General features: G+C 70.6%; 19 protein-coding genes. 5 read left to right on the forward strand and 14 right to left on the reverse strand.

The window, feature by feature from the left end:
- Window positions 1-6: 6 nt before the first annotated feature.
- Window positions 7-453, forward strand: coding sequence for a guanyl-specific ribonuclease (locus M3Q35_RS44120; protein ID WP_273938548.1), 447 nt, complete (start codon window positions 7-9; stop codon window positions 451-453).
- A 5-nt stretch (window positions 454-458) separates the two neighbouring features.
- Complete coding sequence (locus M3Q35_RS44125) at window positions 459-737, forward strand: barstar family protein (protein ID WP_337960531.1); 279 nt, start codon at window positions 459-461, stop codon at window positions 735-737.
- Here the strand turns inward: M3Q35_RS44125 and M3Q35_RS44130 are convergent.
- Window positions 725-1,504, reverse strand: a complete 780-nt coding sequence (locus M3Q35_RS44130; protein WP_273938550.1) for an enoyl-CoA hydratase family protein — start codon at window positions 1,502-1,504, stop codon at window positions 725-727. The two genes, M3Q35_RS44125 and M3Q35_RS44130, sit on opposite strands and share 13 nt — an antisense overlap.
- Before the next feature lie 328 nt (window positions 1,505-1,832).
- Between M3Q35_RS44130 and M3Q35_RS44135 the strand changes: the two genes are divergently transcribed.
- Both M3Q35_RS44135 and M3Q35_RS44140 read left to right on the forward strand, forming a co-directional pair.
- On the forward strand, window positions 1,833-5,531 hold the full coding sequence (locus M3Q35_RS44135) for an ALF repeat-containing protein (protein WP_273938551.1): 3,699 nt from the start codon (window positions 1,833-1,835) through the stop codon (window positions 5,529-5,531).
- A complete protein-coding gene (locus M3Q35_RS44140; RefSeq protein ID WP_273938552.1) occupies window positions 5,531-5,905 on the forward strand; it encodes a DUF6086 family protein in 375 nt (124 codons plus the stop codon). The genes M3Q35_RS44135 and M3Q35_RS44140 overlap by 1 nt, the downstream gene beginning before the upstream one ends.
- Window positions 5,906-5,975: 70 nt before the next feature.
- Here the strand turns inward: M3Q35_RS44140 and M3Q35_RS44145 are convergent, their stop codons facing one another.
- From M3Q35_RS44145 to M3Q35_RS49070, 11 genes are all read right to left on the reverse strand, one after another.
- Window positions 5,976-6,599 carry a cyclase gene (locus M3Q35_RS44145; protein ID WP_273938553.1) on the reverse strand — a complete coding sequence of 208 codons (624 nt, stop codon included), beginning with the start codon at window positions 6,597-6,599 and terminating at the stop codon, window positions 5,976-5,978.
- A 161-nt stretch (window positions 6,600-6,760) separates the two neighbouring features.
- On the reverse strand, window positions 6,761-7,510 hold the full coding sequence (locus M3Q35_RS44150; RefSeq protein ID WP_273938554.1) for a sirohydrochlorin chelatase: 750 nt from the start codon (window positions 7,508-7,510) through the stop codon (window positions 6,761-6,763).
- 3 nt (window positions 7,511-7,513) lie between these two features.
- Window positions 7,514-8,392, reverse strand: a complete 879-nt coding sequence (locus tag M3Q35_RS44155; RefSeq protein WP_273938556.1) for an ABC transporter permease — start codon at window positions 8,390-8,392, stop codon at window positions 7,514-7,516.
- A complete protein-coding gene (locus tag M3Q35_RS44160; protein WP_273938557.1) occupies window positions 8,379-9,164 on the reverse strand; it encodes an ABC transporter ATP-binding protein in 786 nt (261 codons plus the stop codon). The genes M3Q35_RS44155 and M3Q35_RS44160 overlap by 14 nt, the downstream gene beginning before the upstream one ends.
- Before the next feature lie 30 nt (window positions 9,165-9,194).
- The gene (locus M3Q35_RS44165) at window positions 9,195-10,274 is read right to left on the reverse strand and encodes an ABC transporter substrate-binding protein (protein ID WP_273944703.1); all 1,080 of its coding nucleotides are present in this window, start codon (window positions 10,272-10,274) and stop codon (window positions 9,195-9,197) included.
- A 10-nt stretch (window positions 10,275-10,284) separates the two neighbouring features.
- Window positions 10,285-11,613, reverse strand: a complete 1,329-nt coding sequence (locus M3Q35_RS44170; protein WP_273938558.1) for a sulfate adenylyltransferase subunit 1 — start codon at window positions 11,611-11,613, stop codon at window positions 10,285-10,287.
- Window positions 11,614-12,522, reverse strand: a complete 909-nt coding sequence (gene cysD, locus M3Q35_RS44175) for a sulfate adenylyltransferase subunit CysD (RefSeq protein WP_273938559.1) — start codon at window positions 12,520-12,522, stop codon at window positions 11,614-11,616. It lies immediately after the preceding gene.
- Window positions 12,515-13,201, reverse strand: coding sequence for a phosphoadenylyl-sulfate reductase (locus tag M3Q35_RS44180; protein ID WP_273938560.1), 687 nt, complete (start codon window positions 13,199-13,201; stop codon window positions 12,515-12,517). Before M3Q35_RS44180 ends, cysD begins: the two co-directional genes overlap by 8 nt.
- A complete protein-coding gene (locus M3Q35_RS44185) occupies window positions 13,198-13,344 on the reverse strand; it encodes an Insertion element protein (RefSeq protein WP_273938561.1) in 147 nt (48 codons plus the stop codon). The genes M3Q35_RS44180 and M3Q35_RS44185 overlap by 4 nt, the downstream gene beginning before the upstream one ends.
- Entirely contained in the window at window positions 13,341-15,023 is a 1,683-nt protein-coding gene (locus tag M3Q35_RS44190; protein WP_273938562.1) for a nitrite/sulfite reductase, read from the reverse strand. The genes M3Q35_RS44185 and M3Q35_RS44190 overlap by 4 nt, the downstream gene beginning before the upstream one ends.
- A 114-nt stretch (window positions 15,024-15,137) precedes the next feature.
- Complete coding sequence (locus M3Q35_RS49070) at window positions 15,138-15,227, reverse strand: putative leader peptide (RefSeq protein ID WP_379794540.1); 90 nt, start codon at window positions 15,225-15,227, stop codon at window positions 15,138-15,140.
- 157 nt (window positions 15,228-15,384) lie between these two features.
- Between M3Q35_RS49070 and hemW the strand changes: the two genes are divergently transcribed.
- Window positions 15,385-16,602, forward strand: coding sequence for a radical SAM family heme chaperone HemW (gene hemW, locus M3Q35_RS44195; protein ID WP_273938563.1), 1,218 nt, complete (start codon window positions 15,385-15,387; stop codon window positions 16,600-16,602).
- A 124-nt stretch (window positions 16,603-16,726) separates the two neighbouring features.
- On the opposite strand, the gene M3Q35_RS44200 is transcribed toward hemW, so the two are convergent.
- Complete coding sequence (locus tag M3Q35_RS44200) at window positions 16,727-17,065, reverse strand: type II toxin-antitoxin system PemK/MazF family toxin (RefSeq protein WP_273938564.1); 339 nt, start codon at window positions 17,063-17,065, stop codon at window positions 16,727-16,729.
- Complete coding sequence (locus tag M3Q35_RS44205; protein WP_273938565.1) at window positions 17,062-17,358, reverse strand: hypothetical protein; 297 nt, start codon at window positions 17,356-17,358, stop codon at window positions 17,062-17,064. Before M3Q35_RS44205 ends, M3Q35_RS44200 begins: the two co-directional genes overlap by 4 nt.
- Window positions 17,359-17,411 lie beyond the last annotated feature (53 nt).

Consider the following 17,411-nt stretch of genomic DNA (forward strand, 5'->3'; position numbering starts at 1 on the left):
AGCGGCGTGACATCGCGCCGACGCATCACCTTCGCCCTAGTCGGCCTGGTCGTGCTCGTGCTGGCCGGTTGGCTGGTCAAGGACCTGACCGGCGGGGGCGCCAGCACGCCGACCACGACTTCCACCTCGGCCAAGGCCACCGGCGCGGTTCCGGGGTCGTCGTCCGGCCTGCCGGTCAAGGCGCTGTCCTCGCTGCCCAAGGAGGCCGACGACACCTGGAAGCTGATCCAGAAGGGCGGGCCGTACCCGTACCCGAAGAATGACGGCGTGGTCTTCCACAACAATGGGAACCTGTTGCCGCGCAACAAGGACGGCTACTACCACGAGTACACCGTCGACACTCCGGGCGCGAAGAACCGGGCCACCAAGCGGCTGATCACCGGGTCCCAACGTGAGCTGTACTACACCGACGACCACTACGACTCGTTCGTCGTGGTGGATCCGACACGATGAGCGCCATGCGGCACGTACTGGACGGCTCCGCCCTGCACGACCGGCTCTCCGCGCTGGACGGCATTGCCGCTGCGCTGTCGTTCCCCGACTACTTCGGCCGCAACCTGGACGCGCTGCGGGACTGTCTGGTCGACCTGTCGTGGCTGCCGGCCGGCCAACACGTCCTGGTGTGGCAGCACTCGGGCGTGCTGCGCGGCGACGATCCGCAGGCGTACCAGCGGATCGTCGCCGTACTCGACCAGGCCGTCGAGGAGAACCCCGAGTTCCGCTATCAGCTCTCCTGAGCCGGCACCCAGCTGGGCTTGCGCTTCTGCACGAACGCGGCGATGCCCTCCTGGCCTTCCTCGCCGGCGAAGTGCTTGGCCGACAGCTCCAGCATGTCGGTGAAGTCCTGGCCCATGTCCCCGGTACGGGGCTCGCGCAGCATCTCCTTGGTCGCCGCCAACGCGTTCGGCGCGCCCAGCGCCAGCATGCCCGTGTAGCGGTCGACCTCGGCGTCCAGGCCGTCGGCCGGCACCGAGGCGTTGAGCAGGCCGATCCGCACCGCCCGGTCGGCGTCGAAGGTCTCGCCGGTGAGGAACAGCTCGTGGGCCGCGCGGGGCAGCAGCCGCGGCAGCACCGTCACGGAGATCACCGCCGGCACCACGCCGATGCGTACCTCGGAGAAGGCGAACGTGGCCGTGTCCGCGGCCACCGCGATGTCACAGGCCGCGACGATGCCGACGCCGCCGGCCCGGGCCGGGCCGGCCAGCTTGGCCACCACCGGCTTGGGGCTGGTCCACAGCTGCTCCAGGATCGCCGGGAACTCGTTGACGCCCTGCTGCTCCGAGCCGGCGCCGCCGGCCTCCTTCAGGTCCATGCCGGCGCAGAACACGGTTCCCGTGTGCGCCAGCACCACCACCCGCACCTCGTCGTCCGCGATCGCGGACGACAGGTGGTCGCGCAGCTCCCGCCGCAACTGCGCGGACAGCGCGTTGCGGTTGTGCGGGGAGTCAAGGGTGATCGTCGCGATGCCTCGTCGCACCGCGTAGTGCACCAGCTCGTCAGCCATGACCCGCACTCTAAACGCAGCGCCGGGCGCCCGGCTCGCTACGCCGATCGCCGCAGCCGGATACGTTTTTCGGCCGCATATCACAAAGGTGATCGACTTGTCTTTCGATACAGCTCTAATAGTGATCGTCGTTACAATTCGCAGCGTAGACGGTCAGGTGAAGCCTGGATACGGTGGCCTGGTCGCGCGCCTGGCGCGACCAGGTGGGGGGATCATCGAATAATGGCGTACGGCGTTTTCGCTGTACGCCATTTTTGGTCTGCCTCCCTTTGTTCGCGGTTACTCCATAGGGGGAAGTATGCGAATAAACCGACAAGCGAGCCGTTTGTTGCGGGCAGTCGCCACGACCGTCGCGGCCACGGTGGCGATCGGCACGGTCGCGGTGCCGTCGGCAGCGGCCGACACGCCGGCGGCCACCGAGCGCCAGCAACTGGTGAAACTGGTGACCGCGGGCAGCGGCACCATCGTCGCCGGCGCCGCCGAGGCCGCGTTGTGCGGCACCGACGCGGACGTGCACACCTTCCTGACCACGCAGCTGGCGTTCATGCAGGAGACCCAGGACCGGGTCACCGTGCAGCGCATGCTGAACAGCGGTGGTCCGGCCACGCAGGCCGCGGCCAACACCGCGCTCAGCGGCAACATCGCAGCCGTGCGAGCGTTCCTCACGAACGGCTGGCAGCAGCCGTGGAACGACGACGTACGGATCCAGATCACCCGACTGCTGTCCGCCGCCACCGGCCCGGTGGTGAAGCAGACGGCCAACGCCGCGCTCAACGGCACCATCGACGCCCAGCTTGCGTACCTCGGCACCGGCTGGCAGCAGGCGCAGGACAACGACGACCGGATCTCGGTGCAGCTGCTGGTCAACAACGGCGGCCCGAACGTCAAGCTGGCCGGCAACCAGGCGCTGTCCACGTCCATCGAGGACGTCCGGCAGTTCCTGCGCAACGGCTTCCAGGTCGCGCAGCAGCGTGACGAGGAAACCGCGACTATCGCTCAGCTCGTCGCGCTGACGCAGAGCGCGCAGGCCCGGTCGGCGACCGCGTCCCAGGCCGCGAAGGACGCCGCCGCGCAGGCCGTCGCCGCCGCTGCGGCGGCCAAGGCGTCCGCGCAGGAAGCCGCCGACCAGGCCCAGAAAGCGAACAAGTCCGCGGCGCAGGCGGCCGACGCCGCGTCGCGCGCGGCCAACGCGGCCAAGCGCGCCGCGCAGGCCGCCCAGACCGCGATCAGCTCCGCGCAGGCGGCGACCAACGCCGCGCGTGAGGCGTCCAACGCGGCGAGCCAGGCCGCGTGGGCGGCATCGATGGCTGGGCAGGCTGCGGCCAACGCCCGCACCGCTGCGGCGAATGTCGCCACCGGCAAGGCCACGGCCGAAACCGCCAGCAACGCCGCGAAGGCGGCCCGTGACGCGGCGGCCGGTGCGCGCTCCGTCGCGGACGCCATCCAGCACGCCATCGACGCGTCGAAGCAGGTCGCCACGGCCGCGCAGGCGGCGGCGCAGGCGGCGAGCGACGCCGCTGCCGCCGCCTCGGCATCCCGTGACGCGGGGAAGTACGCCGACGCCGCCGGTGCGAGTTCCGCCGAGGCGACCGCCGCGGCCGACCGTGCGCAGCGCAACGCCGACGAAGCCAAGCGCGCCGCCGGCTCGGCGACAGCCCTGGCGAACGAGGCGGCCAACGACGCGGCGCAGGCGCGGCAAGCCGCACTCGACGCCGCCGCGCATGCCGATGCCGCTGCGGCGGCCGCCGACGATGCGGCCAAGCACGCCGGCGAGGCCGACGGGGCCACGGCGCGGGCCGACGCCGCCGCACAGGAGGCCGACACCGCGGCGACCGACGCACAGAACGCCGCCGACCAGGCCAAGAGCACGGCCGACCTGGCCCGTCGGGCCGACGCCGAGCGGCTCGCCGAGCAGCAGTCGCAGGGCATGCGCGACGCCGCCGACGCCCTGCAGGACGAGCACGACAAGGTGGCCACGACGTCGTGGCAGGTCGGCACTCCGGAGCAGGTGGACCAGCAGACCCAGGCGCTGCTGACCGAGGCCCGCAACCCGGCCACCGCGCCGGACGTGGCGTTGGGCGACGGCCGCCGGGCCGCCGACCGCCTGTGGAACAGCGCCGGGCCGCAGGTCCGGCTGGCCGCCATCGCCGCGCTCGGCGGCAGCACGGCCGACGTCACGACGTTCGTGCAGACCGGTCTGGCCGCCGCGATCGGGCGGGACGACCGGTTCAGCCTGTCCATCGTGGGCGGCGCGTCCCTGGTGCCGGCGCAGCGCACCGCCGCCCAGACCGCCGGGGCCGGCAGCGACGACCAGGTCAAGCAGTTCCTGGTGACGCGGTCGTACCAGGGGAAGGTCGACGACGACCGCATCGAGGCGCAGAAGATCCTCAACACCGGAGGGCCGGCCACCAAGGCCGCCGCCAACGCGGCGCTGAACGGCACCCCGGACGACGTGGCCAAGTTCCTGGCGACCGGCCAGTACAAGGCGGCTGAGGACGACGACCGCGCCGCGACGCAGGTGATTCTGAACAACGGCGGTCCCGAGGTGAAGGCGGCGGCCAACGCGGCGCTGTCCGGGCCGTGGTCGTACGTGCAGCAGTTCCTCAAGGTCGGCCAGTACCAGGCGCAGCTGCGCGACTCCGACGCCGCCCAGCACGTTGCCGAGATCAACGGCTACCTGGCCGACGCCGCGCAGGCGGCGGCCAACGCCAAGGTCAACGCCGCCAACGCGCACGTGGCCGCGGCGCAGGCGCACCAGGCTGACGACCAGGCGCACTACTGGGCCGACCAGGCCGCGCAGTCCGCCACGGCCGCCGGCAACGCCGCAGCAGACGCAAAGAAGTCGGCCGACGCGGCACAGGCGTCCGCCAATGACGCGGCCGTGTCCGCGCAGCAGGCTCGCGACGCCGCGGCCGCCGCGCAGGGCAGCGCCGACGCGGCGCGCAACTCCGCCGCCGCTGCCGCGCAGTCGGCCGCTCAGGCCAACCAGTTCGCGGCCCAGGCCCAGGCTTCCGCCCAGCAGGCGGCCGCCGACGCCTTGGCCGCCGGCAAGGCCGCCGCCGACGCGGCCGCCGCCGCCAACGACGCGTGGAACAGCGCGTACAAGCTGAAGAACAACAACGCCGCCCAGCAGGCCGTGACCGCGGTCGAGAGCACGCTGCAGAACCTGCGTGACCAGACGGCCGCCGCCATCGCCAACCATCCCGAGCTGCAGCCGTTGCTGGACACCCTCAACCAGGTGCTCAGCATGATGGACACGATGGCGCACGCCACCGCGGACTACATCCGGGACCACTCCGGCGAGCTGCTGGCGTTGCTACAGCACCTCATCCAGGTCGGTGGCGGCCTCGGGCTCGCGCTGAGCGGTGTCGGCTCGATCGCCGGCGGCCTCGCCGCCTGCGGTGTGGACGTGACGACCGGCATGGAGATCGGCGGCGCCTCCACCCTCGAGTTCGGTCCCGGCGCGCTGGCCGGCGCCGCGGTCGGCGGCGTCGGCGGCCTGCTCGTGTGCATCTTCGCCGGCGGCGGGGCCATCGCCGGCGGCATCGCGGCGATCCTCAAGGGCCTGACCGTGGCCATGTCCGGCATCGAGGGCGCGGCCGACGACGTCAAGAAGCTGGTCCAGAACCGGGGATCGCTCGAAGGCCAGAAGAAGGTCGAGGTCTTCACCAAGCCGGGCAGCGGCCGTGACCCCATCACCGATTTCGATCACATCGAGAACGGCATCCTGTGGGAGGACAAGACCGCGGTCTCGGCCGGCAACCCGACCAAGCCCGGGGACATCGGCGATCCGGCCAAGTGGGCGCGGGAGCAGGTGTCGGACAAGTTCGACAAGTATCTTGATGCTCGGGCCAACGGCTATCTGAAGGATGGCAGCCCGGTGCCGGACGAGTACAAGAACTGCCCGATCGGATTGCGGATGGAGACGCCGGGCGTGCAGCCTGAGCTGCGCACGGCGATCGAGGCCGCGGTCGACGCGTGGCGTGCGGCACACCCAGACGTCACACTCTTGTTGGAGTTCAAGTAATGAGTGTCAGCTTTCAGCTCCGGGACGCGCCGGGCAAGCTCTGGAATCCGGCCAGCGGGGTCGGGCGCACCTACCTCGGTGTCGCCCGGCTGATCGAGGCCGAGAACCCGGAGTTCCCGGCGCTCGACACCTGGCTCAGCGTGTGGACCAGTGACGACTTCTGGATCGACCCGGCCGGTCTGGCCGTGTGGCTCCGCGCCGTTCTGGACAGCTCGGTCGTCGGGCACACCCAGTACTTCCGTCTGACCCGTGGGTTCCTCGAGATCAGCCTCGGCATGCTGTTCCGGGCGGGTGGCGACATGGAGGCCGTCAACTCGGACCAGGCCGAGTTGATCGCGGCCGGGCGTGAGCTGGAGCGATCCATGGTTCGCTGACAAGACAGCAAAAAGCGTGTGCCCGGCCTCCGCACGAACGGCCGGGCACACGCTTTTCTTACGGACTCCGTCAGCCGATCGTGGTGGTGGTCAGCGTCGGGGCCGGGTTCGGGTAGCACGTGGTCGGGGCGTCGACCGGGAAGCCGAAGACCGAGACCGTGGTGGTGAACTTCAGGCCGGCGTCGGTGTAGCTGGTGCCGGCCAGCGTGGTGGTGATGGTGCCGGAGGCGCCCGCGGTCAGGTTGAGCGTCAGGGCCGGCAGCTGGAACTGGGCGCCGCCGTTGATCGGGCCGGTCACCGAGGTGACGATGTTGTTGCCGACCTGGGCCACCGTCGCCGAGCCGAAGCCGGAGCCGCCGGAGAGGCTGAACGAGTTCACCGTGGCGTTGGCCGGCACCGGCACGGCCAGGGTGAGGTTCTTGACGGACTTGACGGTGAAGGCGCCGGCCGAGGTCGGCACGGTGTTCACGCCGGGGGCCAGCGTGATGGTGAGCGCGTCACCGGGCGCCACCGTCGCCGGCGCGGTCGAGTCGACGTTCTGGGACAGGGTCGTGTTGGTGGTCTGCCCTGCCGCCTTGCCCTGGCAGGAGTAGTTGACGGACTGGGTGTCGGCCGAGGCCACGCCGGCGAGCCCCAACAGCGGCACGATCGCCAGGGCCGCACCGGCCAGCAGGCGGGAGCTGGTCTTGATCACGTGGAGCCACCTCATTGTGGTTGCAGGGACAACGTGAAAAGTGTTCGCGCTCACAGCGTTACTCGCGGGTAACAGGCCGACAAGGGTTAACCGTTCACAGGGAAAGCCGTTGTCGCGCAAGACAAGTCGCGCCGCCGGGGTTGGCGGGACAAGACAACGGTTCAGGCCGAACGTACGCCTGCGGAGTCGTTCGCTGCCGCCGAGTAGCGGTGCAGCACCAGTTCGGCCACGTCGATGTCGGCGCCGAGCGGCTGAGCGATCGTCACGTCGGGTGCGGCCGATCGGGCCTGCGCGATGACCCGGTCGGGCAGTAGACCCGGGGCCAGGAACCAGGATCCGAGCGCGATGTGCCGGGCGCCGGCGGCCCGCAGACGCTCGATCGCTTCGGGCACACCGGGATCGGCCGCTGCGGCGAACGCCGCCGTGGCGCTGGACCAGCCGGCGCCACGGGCCCAGCGCTGAGCGACGGAATGCACGAGTGCGTTTGCCGGAGCGTGCGAAGACCCTGCCGCGGCAAGGACAACGCCCACCTCCGGGTCGTCATGGCGTACACCGGCCACGGCCAAACGGCGCAGCGCGGCCGATTCCAGCCGCGGATCCGGCCCGAGCACGTCGGCGATGCGGATGGACAGCCGCGGATGCCGCGCCGCTGCCGGCACGTCAACCTTTGCGTGATAAGCACTTCCGAGCAGCAGCGGCACCACGACCGCCTCCCGGTGCCCGTCCCACGCCACCGCCGACAACACGTCAGCCAATCGTGGCGCGGACAGGTCCAGGAACGCCGCCCGCACGTCCAAGCCGGGCCGCAACGCCCGCACGACGTCCAGCAACTCGTGCACGGTGGCGGCCGAACGCGGATCCCGGCTGCCATGAGCGACTGCGATCAACGGCGGGCTGATCAGTGGTGTCATGGCTCAGAAAGCTCCGCTCAGTCCACGCGCCCGCAGCACGGAGCGTTCGAGCGGACGGAACACCAGCAGCTCGATGCCGATGCCCACCAACAGGATCAGGAAGATCGCGGCGATCACGGTGGGCATGTCGCTCAGGTTGCGGCCGTCCTCAAGGAACGCGCCGAGGCCCTTGCCCAGCTGCGGCGACACGGCGATGATCTCCGCCGCCATCAGCGAACGCCAGGAGAACGCCCACCCCTGCTTCAATCCGGCCAGGTACCCCGGCAGCGCGGCCGGCAGCAGGATGTGCCGGGCCGAGGCCAGCCGGGACGCGCCCAGCACGGTGCCGACCCGGGGCAGGATCGGCGGGATCTGGTCGATGCCGGCGACAAGGCCGTTGGCGATCGACGGCACGGATCCCATCAGCACCACGAAGTACACCGTCGACGGCGTCACGCCGAACCACAGCACCGCCGCCGGCACCCAGGCCACCGACGGCAGGCTCTGCAGGCCGGACAGCAGCGGCCCGATCGCCGCCCGGATCACCCGCACCTTGGCCACGACCAGGCCGAGCGGCGTGCCGATCAGCACACCGGCGGCGAAGCCCAGCACCGCGCGGTGCACCGAGTTCCACAGGACGTCGAAAGCCTGGCCGTTCTGGAGGTTCTCGGCGATCACCGCCCACACCGCGGCCGGCGCGGGCAGCTGGTACTCCGGCCAGAACGCGGCGGCCCACAGGGCCTGCCACACCACCAGCAGCAGCACGACGGCGATGACGGGCGGGGCCACCACGGCCACCACCCGCCGCCACGTCAGCGTGCGCCGCTCGGTCGGTGTGTCCAGCGCGTCCAGGCCCGCCTCGACCGCCGCGACCGACTCGTCGACGACGTCAGGCTGCGGCATGGCTGCTGATCACCTCGCGCAGGCTCGTGTTGATCTCCTCGGTGGTGGCGGCCTGGGCCGTGCCGTCCAGCCCGTCCACCGACCACTCGCGCACCACGCGGCCGGGCCGCGAGGACAGAAGCACGACGCGCTGCCCCAGCCGAACCGCCTCGCGCACGTCGTGCGTCACGAACAGCACCGCGGTGTTGGTGGAGCGCCACACCCGCAGCAGCTCGCCCTGGAGCACGTCACGGGTGATCGCGTCCAGCGCCGAGAACGGCTCGTCCATCAGCAGCAGCGCCGGCGAACCGTCCTGCGCGCCCTGCACCGCGGACGCCAGCGCGCGGGCCAGCGCCACCCGCTGGCGCATGCCGCCGGACAGCTCGTGCGGGCGCTTGTCGCCGAGACCGCTCAGCCGCACCAGTTCCAGCAGCTCACCGGCCCGCTCACGGCGCTCGGAGCGCCGCACGCCGGCGAACCGCAGCGCCAGCTCCACGTTGCGGGACGCGGTCAGCCACGGCATCAGCGCCGCCTCCTGGAACATCACGGCCGGGCGCGAGGTGCTCAGCGTGATGTCGCCCGCGGTCGGCCGGTCCAGGCCGGCGACCAGGTTCAGCAGTGTCGTCTTGCCGCAGCCGGACGCGCCGAGCAGGCACACGAACTCGCCCGGCGCGACCGACAGGTCCACCCCCTCCAGCGCCGACACGGCCGTCCGGCCGGCGCCGAAGCTCTTGTGCACGCCGGTCAGTCGCACGGCAGTGGTCATGGCGGAGGTCTCCAGCGTCGCGGTCATGTCCTCGCCTGCCTCAATCGGTCCGGTCGGTCACTTCTGGTCGAGACCGCCGGCGGAGACCGCCGGCTTGCCCGCCGCCTGGAGCACCTTGTTCAGCAACGTGAGGTCGGCAAAACCCTGCACCGCCGGCGCGGTCTTGGCCACCCCCGCCGTCACCTGGTCCTTGGCCAGCTGCGGGAACTGCGCGGCGATCGGGTCCGTGGTGAGCGAGATCTGGCCCCACGAGTCGTCGATCACGTTCTGCGCCAACGCCTTGCCGGTCAGCTTCTTGAGCTGGGCGTTGACCGCGGCCTCGGCGTCGGCCTTGTTCGAGGTGGCCCAGTCGACCGCGTCCAGCTCGCCCTTGAGCAGCGCCTCAACGGTGGCCGGGTGCTGCTGGAGGAACTCGGTGCGCACGATCAGCACGGTGGTCGGGAACTTGCCGTCCGGCCACTGCGTGCGCTCGTCCACCAGCACCTTGGCCCCGCCCTCGATGACCAGGCGGGACGACCACGGGGCCGGCGACCAGGCCGCGTCGATGCTGCCCTTCTTGAACAGGTCGAGCGTGGTGGCGTTGTCGGAGTTGGTCACCTTGACGTCGTCCGGGCCGGTGCCGACCGTGAGCTTGTTGGCGGCCAGCCACTTCTTCAGCGCGATGTCCTGGGTGTTGGCCAGCTGCGGCGTGGCGATGGTCTTGCCCTTGAGGTCGGCCGCCGAGGTGATGGTGTTGCGCACCACCAGCTGCGCGCCGCCGGAGGTGGCGCCGGCGACCAGCGTCACGCCCTTGCCCTCGGACTTGGCGTAGGCGTTGATGGCCGGGCCGGAGCCGATGAACGCCGCGTCCAGCGACTTGCCCAGCAGCGCGCCGACCTCGTCCGGCCCGGCGTTGTACTGCTGGGTGGACAGCTTGGTACTGCCCAGTTCCTTGGCGAAGAAGCCCTTCTCCAGGCCGATCAGCGCGGCCGCGTGCGTGACGTTGGGGAAGTAGCCGAGGTGCACCTCGGTGGCCGCCCCCTGGTCGGCGGCGGCCGGCGCGGGCGCGTCCGCGCCACCGGCGCGCGAGCACGCGGTCAGCAGTGCTAAAGCGGACACTCCGGCGGCAAGGAGAACGGCTCTACGCTTCACTGGGATTCAGTCCCTTTCAGGGGCCAGGGGAGACGAGGTCTTGGGCGGCCGGATCGGCCTCGGAGATTTCCGGCTGGTCCAGTTGGGAGAGCGGAGCGCCGACCAGACCGCCGGCCAGCGTGCTGCCGTCGGCCGGGTCGATCACCAGGAACGCGCCGGTGCGCCGGCTGTCCGCGTAGTCATCGATCGGCAGCGGCTCGGCGCTACGTAGCACCACCCGACCGATATCATTCAGTGACAAGGACTCCGGCTCGTCCACACTGGACAGAGTCTGCTCATCGAACCGTGACCGCAACTGCGTGACCAAAGCCTGGACAGTTCGGGCCCCGTGCTTGACAAGCACGCGCGCGCCGGGTCGCAGCGGCTTGTCGCCCAGCCAGCACAGCGTCGCGTCGAACTCGTCCGACACCCGCGGCGGGGCCGCCGCCGCGGCGATCAGATCGCCGCGTGAGATGTCGACATCGTTGCCCAGCAACAAGGTCACGGATTCACCGGACTCGGCCGTCTGCTTCGGACCGTGCGGCGAGTCGATGCCGGTCACCGTGGTCGCGATGCCCGACGGCAGCACCACCACCTCGTCGCCGACGCTGATCTGGCCGGCGGCGATCTGGCCGGCGTAGCCGCGGTAGTCCGGGAACTCGGCCGTGCGCGGGCGGATCACGTACTGCACCGGGAACCGGAACGGGGCGTCCTCGGCGTCGGCGTGCACCGGCACGTTCTCCAGGTGCTCCAACAGGGTCGGGCCGTCGTACCAGGGGGTCTGGTCCGAACGGTCCACCACGTTGTCGCCGACCAGCGCCGACACCGGAATGGTCACCACGTTCGACTCCGGGTAGCCCAACTCGGTCGCGTGGGCAGTGAACTCCTTGGCGATACGGCGATACGTGGGCTCGTCGTAGCCGACCAGGTCGATCTTGTTCACCGCCAGCACCAGCTGCGGCACGCCCAGCAGCGCCAACACCGCCGCGTGCCGCCGGGTCTGCTCGACGACGCCGTTGCGGGCGTCGACCAGCAGCACACCCAGCTGCGCGGTGGACGCGCCGGTCACCGTGTTGCGCGTGTACTGCACGTGCCCCGGCGTGTCGGCCAGCACGAACGACCGCTTCGGCGTGGCGAAGTAGCGGTAGGCCACGTCGATCGTGATGCCCTGCTCCCGCTCCGAGCGCAGGCCGTCGACCAGCAGCGACAAGTCCGGAGTGGACAGTCCGCGGTCGGCCGACGCCCTGTGCACCGCGTCCAGCGTGTCGGCCAGCACCGACTTGGTGTCGTACAGCAGCCGGCCGACCAGCGTGGACTTGCCGTCGTCCACGCTGCCCGCGGTGGCCAACCTCAGCAACTGGCTCATTTAGAAGTAGCCCTCCCGCTTGCGGTCCTCCATGGCTGCCTCGGACATCCGGTCGTCGGCGCGGGTCGCGCCGCGCTCGGTCAGCCGCGAGGCGGCGACCTCCGCGATGACGTCGGCAATGGTGGCGGCGGTGGACTCAACGGCACCGGTGCAGGAACCGTCGCCCACGGTGCGATAACGCACGGTCTTGCTGATCAGTGCCTCGCCGTCGCGGGGACCGCCCCACGGCCCCTCGGCCAGCCACATCCCGTCGCGCAGGTACACCTCGCGCTGGTGGGCGTAGTAGATCTGCGGCAGCTCGATGGTCTCGCGCTCGATGTAGTGCCACACGTCCAGCTCGGTCCAGTTGGACAGCGGGAACACCCGCACGTGCTCGCCCGGACGGTGCCGGCCGTTGTACAGGTTCCACAGCTCCGGGCGCTGGCGTCGCGGCTCCCACTGGCCGAAGGCGTTGCGCAGGCTGAAGATGCGCTCCTTGGCCCGGGCCCGCTCCTCGTCGCGGCGGCCGCCGCCGAACACCGCGTCGAACTTGTGCGCGGTGATGGAATCCAGCAGCGGCACCGTCTGCAACGGGTTGCGGGTGCCGTCCGGGCGCTCCTGGAGCCGGCCGTCGTCGATCCACTCCTGCACGTGCGCGACCTCGAGCCGCAACCCGTGCTCGGCCACCACCTTGTCCCGGAACTCGATGACCTCCGGGAAGTTGTGGCCGGTGTCCACGTGCAGCAGCGCGAACGGCACCGGCGCCGGCCAGAACGCCTTGATCGCCAGGTGCAGCAGCAGCGTGGAGTCCTTGCCGCCGGAGAACAGGATCACCGGCCGGTCGAACTCGCCCGCCACCTCGCGGAAGATGTGGATCGCCTCGGACTCCAAGGCGTCCAGATTGTCCGTGACGGCAAGGGTTTCAGCCATGCAGACCACACTCCGTCTTGCCCTGGCCGGCCCAGCGGCCGCTGCGCGCGTCCTGGCCGGGCAGCGGCTTGGCCGTGCACGGGGCGCAGCCGATGGACAGATATCCCTCGCTCACCAACGGGTTCTCCAGAATGCCGTGATCGGCGATGTAGGCGTTGAACTCGTCGTCGCTCCACGGCGCGATCGGGTTGACCTTGACCAGCCCGTTGCGCTCGTCCCACTGCACGATCGGGGTGTTGGCCCTGGTCGGCGCGTCGACCCGGCGCACGCCGGTGACCCACGCGTCGTAGCGGGCCAGCGTGTTGCGCAGCGGCACCACCTTGCGCAGGAAGCAGCAGCGGTCCGGCGCGGTCTGGTTGAGCAGCCCGAACTCCGCCTCCTGGTCGGCCACCGACTGCTCGGCCTGCGCGTTGACGATGGTCAGCTTCGGGTAGACGGTGGCCACCGCGTCGCGGGTGCCGATGGTCTCCGGGAAGTGGTAGCCGGTCTCCAGGAACAGCACGTCCACGTCCGGCTTCACCTGCGCCGCCAGGTCGATCAGCACCGCGTCCTGCATGTTGGACGCGACGATCCACGACTCGCCGAAGTTGGCCGCCGTCCAGGCCAGCGCCTCGGCCGCGGTCGCGTCGGCCAGCTCGGCCGACGCCTTCTCGGCGAACTCCTTGAGATCCGCGCTCACTTCGTCACCACCAGTCCGACGAACTTCACCGTGAAAACCCGGCAACACGCCGCGCAGCGCCATGCCGCGTGCGGCTCTTCCTCGGGACGCAGGTCCTCGTCCCCGCAGTACGGGCAGTACATCGGCACGGCTCGCTCCGTCATCGGAGATCGGCCTCCTCGGCCCGCAGCGCCCACTGCGCGAACCGCTCGCCCTCGGTGCGCTGCTCGACGAAGCGGCGCACCACCCGCTCCACGTAGTCGTTCAGCTCGGCCGCGGTCACCTTGTGGCCGCGCAGCTTCCGGCCGAAACCGGAGTCGAGGCCGAGACCGCCGCCCAGGTGCACCTGGAAACCCTCGCCCTGGACGCCGTTGGCGTCCGTGACGATCTGGCCCTTGAGGCCGATGTCCGCGGTCTGCACCCGGGCACAGGAGTTGGGGCAGCCGTTGATGTGCACGCTCACCGGCACGTCCAGCTGCGAGTTCAGATCGGCCAGCCGGTGCTCCAGCGCGGTGATCAGATCGGCCGCGCGCTTCTTGGTCTCGACGATGGCCAGCTTGCAGAACTCGATGCCGGTGCAGGCCATCGTGGACCGCCGCCACGGCGACGGGTTGCTCTGCAGGCCCAGCTTGGCCAGGTCGGTGCTGAGCTGCTCCACCTCGGACTCCGGCACGTCCAGCACGACGACCTTCTGGTGCGGCGTCAGGCGAACCCGGCCGGAACCGGCCCGCTCGGCCGCCTTGGCCAGCTCCACCAGGATCGAGCCGGACACCCGGCCGGCGATCGGGGCGGCGCCCACGTAGTGCTTGCCGTCCTTCTGCTTGTGCACGCCGACGTGATCGATCGGCACGGCCGGCGCCTCCGGCGCGGGGCCGTCGATCAGCGGCCGCTTCAGGTACTCCGTCTCCAGGATCTCGCGGAAGCGCTCCGGACCCCAGTCGGCGACGAGGAACTTGATACGGGCGCGGTGGCGCAGCCGGCGGTAGCCGTAGTCGCGGAAGACGCTGACCACGCCCTCCCACACGTCCGGCACCTCCGCCAGCGGCACCCACGCGCCGAGACGCTTGCCCAGCATGGGATTCGTGGACAGGCCGCCGCCGACCCACAGGTCGAAGCCCGGGCCGTGCTCGGGGTGCTCGACGCCGACGAAGGCGACGTCGTTGATCTCGTGCACGATGTCCTGAAGGCCGGAGATGGCCGTCTTGAACTTGCGCGGCAGGTTGGAGTAGCGCGGGTCGCCGATGTAGCGGCGGTTGATCTCCTCGATGGCCCACGTGCCGTCGATGACCTCTTCGGTGGAGATGCCGGCGACCGGGGAGCCCAGCACCACGCGCGGGCAGTCGCCGCACGCCTCCGTGGTGGACAGGCCGACGGCCTCCAGCTTCTGCCAGATGGCCGGCACGTCCTCGACCCGGATCCAGTGGTACTGGATGTTCTGCCGGTCGGTGATGTCCGCGGTGTCGCGCGCGTACAGCTCGCCGATCTCGCCGAGGACCCGCAGCTGCTCGGTGGTCAGCGCGCCGCCGTCGATGCGGACCCGCATCATGAAGTAGCGGTCGTCCAGCTCCTCCGGCTCCAGCACGGCGGTGCGGCCGCCGTCGATGCCCGGCTTGCGCTGGGTGTACAGGCCGTACCACCGGAACCGGCCCCGCAGGTCGGCCGGGTCGATGGAGTCGAAGCCGCCGTGCGCGTAGATGTTCTCGATGCGCGCCCGGACGTTGAGCGGGTTGTCGTCCTTCTTGCTGCGCTCGTTCGGGTTGAGCGGCTCGCGGTAGCCAAGGGCCCACTGCCCCTCGCCCCGGCGGGCGTGACCGCGCTTCGGGGGTGCTGCTGGGGGGACCATGCTGGCGTCCTCCGGGGTTCAGGGCACGGGGCACGCTGAACGAGGTCCCGATGTGGTGGGGGACGCTTCGCCGGCGTGACCCGCGCCGGCGAGGATCGTGCGAACGGCTACGGGTTACCTGACGGCAAGCCCGCACATCGCGCTGGAGACACGCTGGAAGTCGACGTGGCGGCGGACCACGAGACGAAGTTCCAGCGCAGACATGTTTCCTAGCGTGCCATGCGTCCACGCAGTGGTCCACCGCCAACCGGATGGTGGGACGTGGTTCACGTCGGCGCTGGTGGAGTGCTATGCGGCGGTTCCCGACATATGACCTCGGGTGACGCGTCGGTAGCACTGCGTCGTCAGGGAGACTGGTGGTGTGCCTTCAGCTCTGCCCGTAGCCGATCCCGCCCCCGCCGACGGCTCGCTGCCCGCGTCCGCTGTGGACGGTCTTGGTGAGCGACCCTTCGGAATGTACGTACATGTTCCGTTCTGCGCCGTGCGCTGCGGTTACTGCGACTTCAACACCTACACGCCGGGGGAGCTCGGCTCGTCCGCGTCTCCGGCCAGTTGGCTGGAAGGCCTGCGCCGGGAACTCGACCTCGCCGCCTCGGTGCTGGGATCGCCGCCCGCTGTCGACACCGTTTTCGTCGGCGGCGGCACTCCGTCCTTGCTCGGCGTGGACGGGCTTTCGTCGGTTTTGGACGCCGTGCGCGCTTCGTTCGGGCTGGCGCCGGACGCCGAGGTGACGACCGAGTCCAACCCCGAGTCCACTTCGGCCGCGTTCTTCGCCGGAATTCGTGACGCCGGTTACACCCGCGTGTCCCTCGGCATGCAGTCCGCCGCCCCGCACGTGCTGGCCGTCCTGGACCGCAGGCACACCCCCGGCCGCCCCGTCGCCGCCGCCCGCGAGGCCTTCTCCGCCGGTTTCGAGCACGTGAACCTGGACGTCATCTACGGCACGCCGGGGGAGCGGCTCTCCGACCTGTCCGCTTCCCTGGACGCCGTCCTGTCCGCCGGCGTCGACCACGTGTCCGCCTACGCGTTGATCGTCGAGGACGGCACCGCTCTGGCCCGTCGCGTCAAGCGCGGCGAGCTCCCCGCCCCCGACGACGACGTCTTGGCTTCGTACTACGAGACCATCGACACCGCGCTGTCTGCGGCCGGCTTGCACTGGTACGAGGTCTCCAACTGGGCCTCGTCCGAGGCCGCCCAGTGCCGTCACAACATCATCTATTGGCAGGGCGGCGACTGGTGGGGCGCCGGTCCCGGCGCACACAGCCATGTCGGCGGCGTCCGGTGGTGGAACGTCAAGCACCCCGCCAAGTACGCCGCCGAGCTCGCCGCCGGCCGCTCTCCCGCCGCCGGCCGCGAGACCCTGTCTCTTGAAGACCGCCGCGTCGAGCGGGTCCTGCTGGAGATCCGCCTCGCCGCCGGCCTCCCCACCGACGCCTTGGACCCCGCCGGCCTCGCCGCCGCCTCCGCCTGCGCCTCCGACGGCCTCCTCGACCCCTCCGCCCTGGCCGCCGGCCGCTGCATCCTCACCCCCCGCGGCCGCCTCCTCGCCGACGCCGTAGTCCACCGGCTACTGCCGTAACCCCCGCGAGTCCCGCTCTCGGACACACCGAATGTCGGTTTCGTGCAGACAGTTTTGCCACATGCGCTTCCTATGTGGCGTCTGAGCGCAAGTGGGAAGCGCATGTGGCATCGGGGCGGATGGCTCAGAGCGCGAGCGCGTTGCGGAGTGCCTGGCCGACCTGGTGCATCGTGGCCTGCCGGAGTGCTCCCATGTCCCGGGTCACCTCGTCCCGATACACCGTCACGATGTCGTCGCAGAGGATCCGACCGGTCCACGGGGAATCGGCGGCCGCCAGCTCGACGATCGTGTCCAGCGTGGGTTTCGGTGAGGTGGTGAGACGCACGGCCAGGAAGCTGTCCAGCACGTGGTTGCGCTGGTTGTTGGACACCGCGAGGTAGTACTTCTCCGGCAGGTCGCCGAGCTGCGCGCCGTACACACGGCCGCGGACGATGCGGGAGACACCGCCGTGGGTCCGGGTCACTCGTCACCCCAGTTGGCGATCTGGCGGCGGCGTGCGGTGCGGATCTCGGCTTCGTCATCGGCGTCCCGCGAGACCAACAGTTCGCGGTAGCCGTCTTCCCGCGCCCGTTCGCGCACGGCGTCGATGCCGACGGCCAGCAGGGCATGCAGCAGCGCCGCCTTGGAGTCGCCGACCTCGTCGGACAGCTGTTCCAAGGCGCGCCGCTCCAGGCTGGAGCTCTGCAGGAGGCGTTCCAGGACGGCGAGGTCGTCCTCGGTGAGCGGAATGCTCTCCCGTCGTGCCGCAGTTGACATGGCACCATTATGCAGCACATTCTGCTGCATATCCCAGCAGCGCCACGGCTGGG

This window comes from Kutzneria chonburiensis (assembly GCF_028622115.1).
Lineage (GTDB): Bacteria > Actinomycetota > Actinomycetes > Mycobacteriales > Pseudonocardiaceae > Kutzneria > Kutzneria chonburiensis.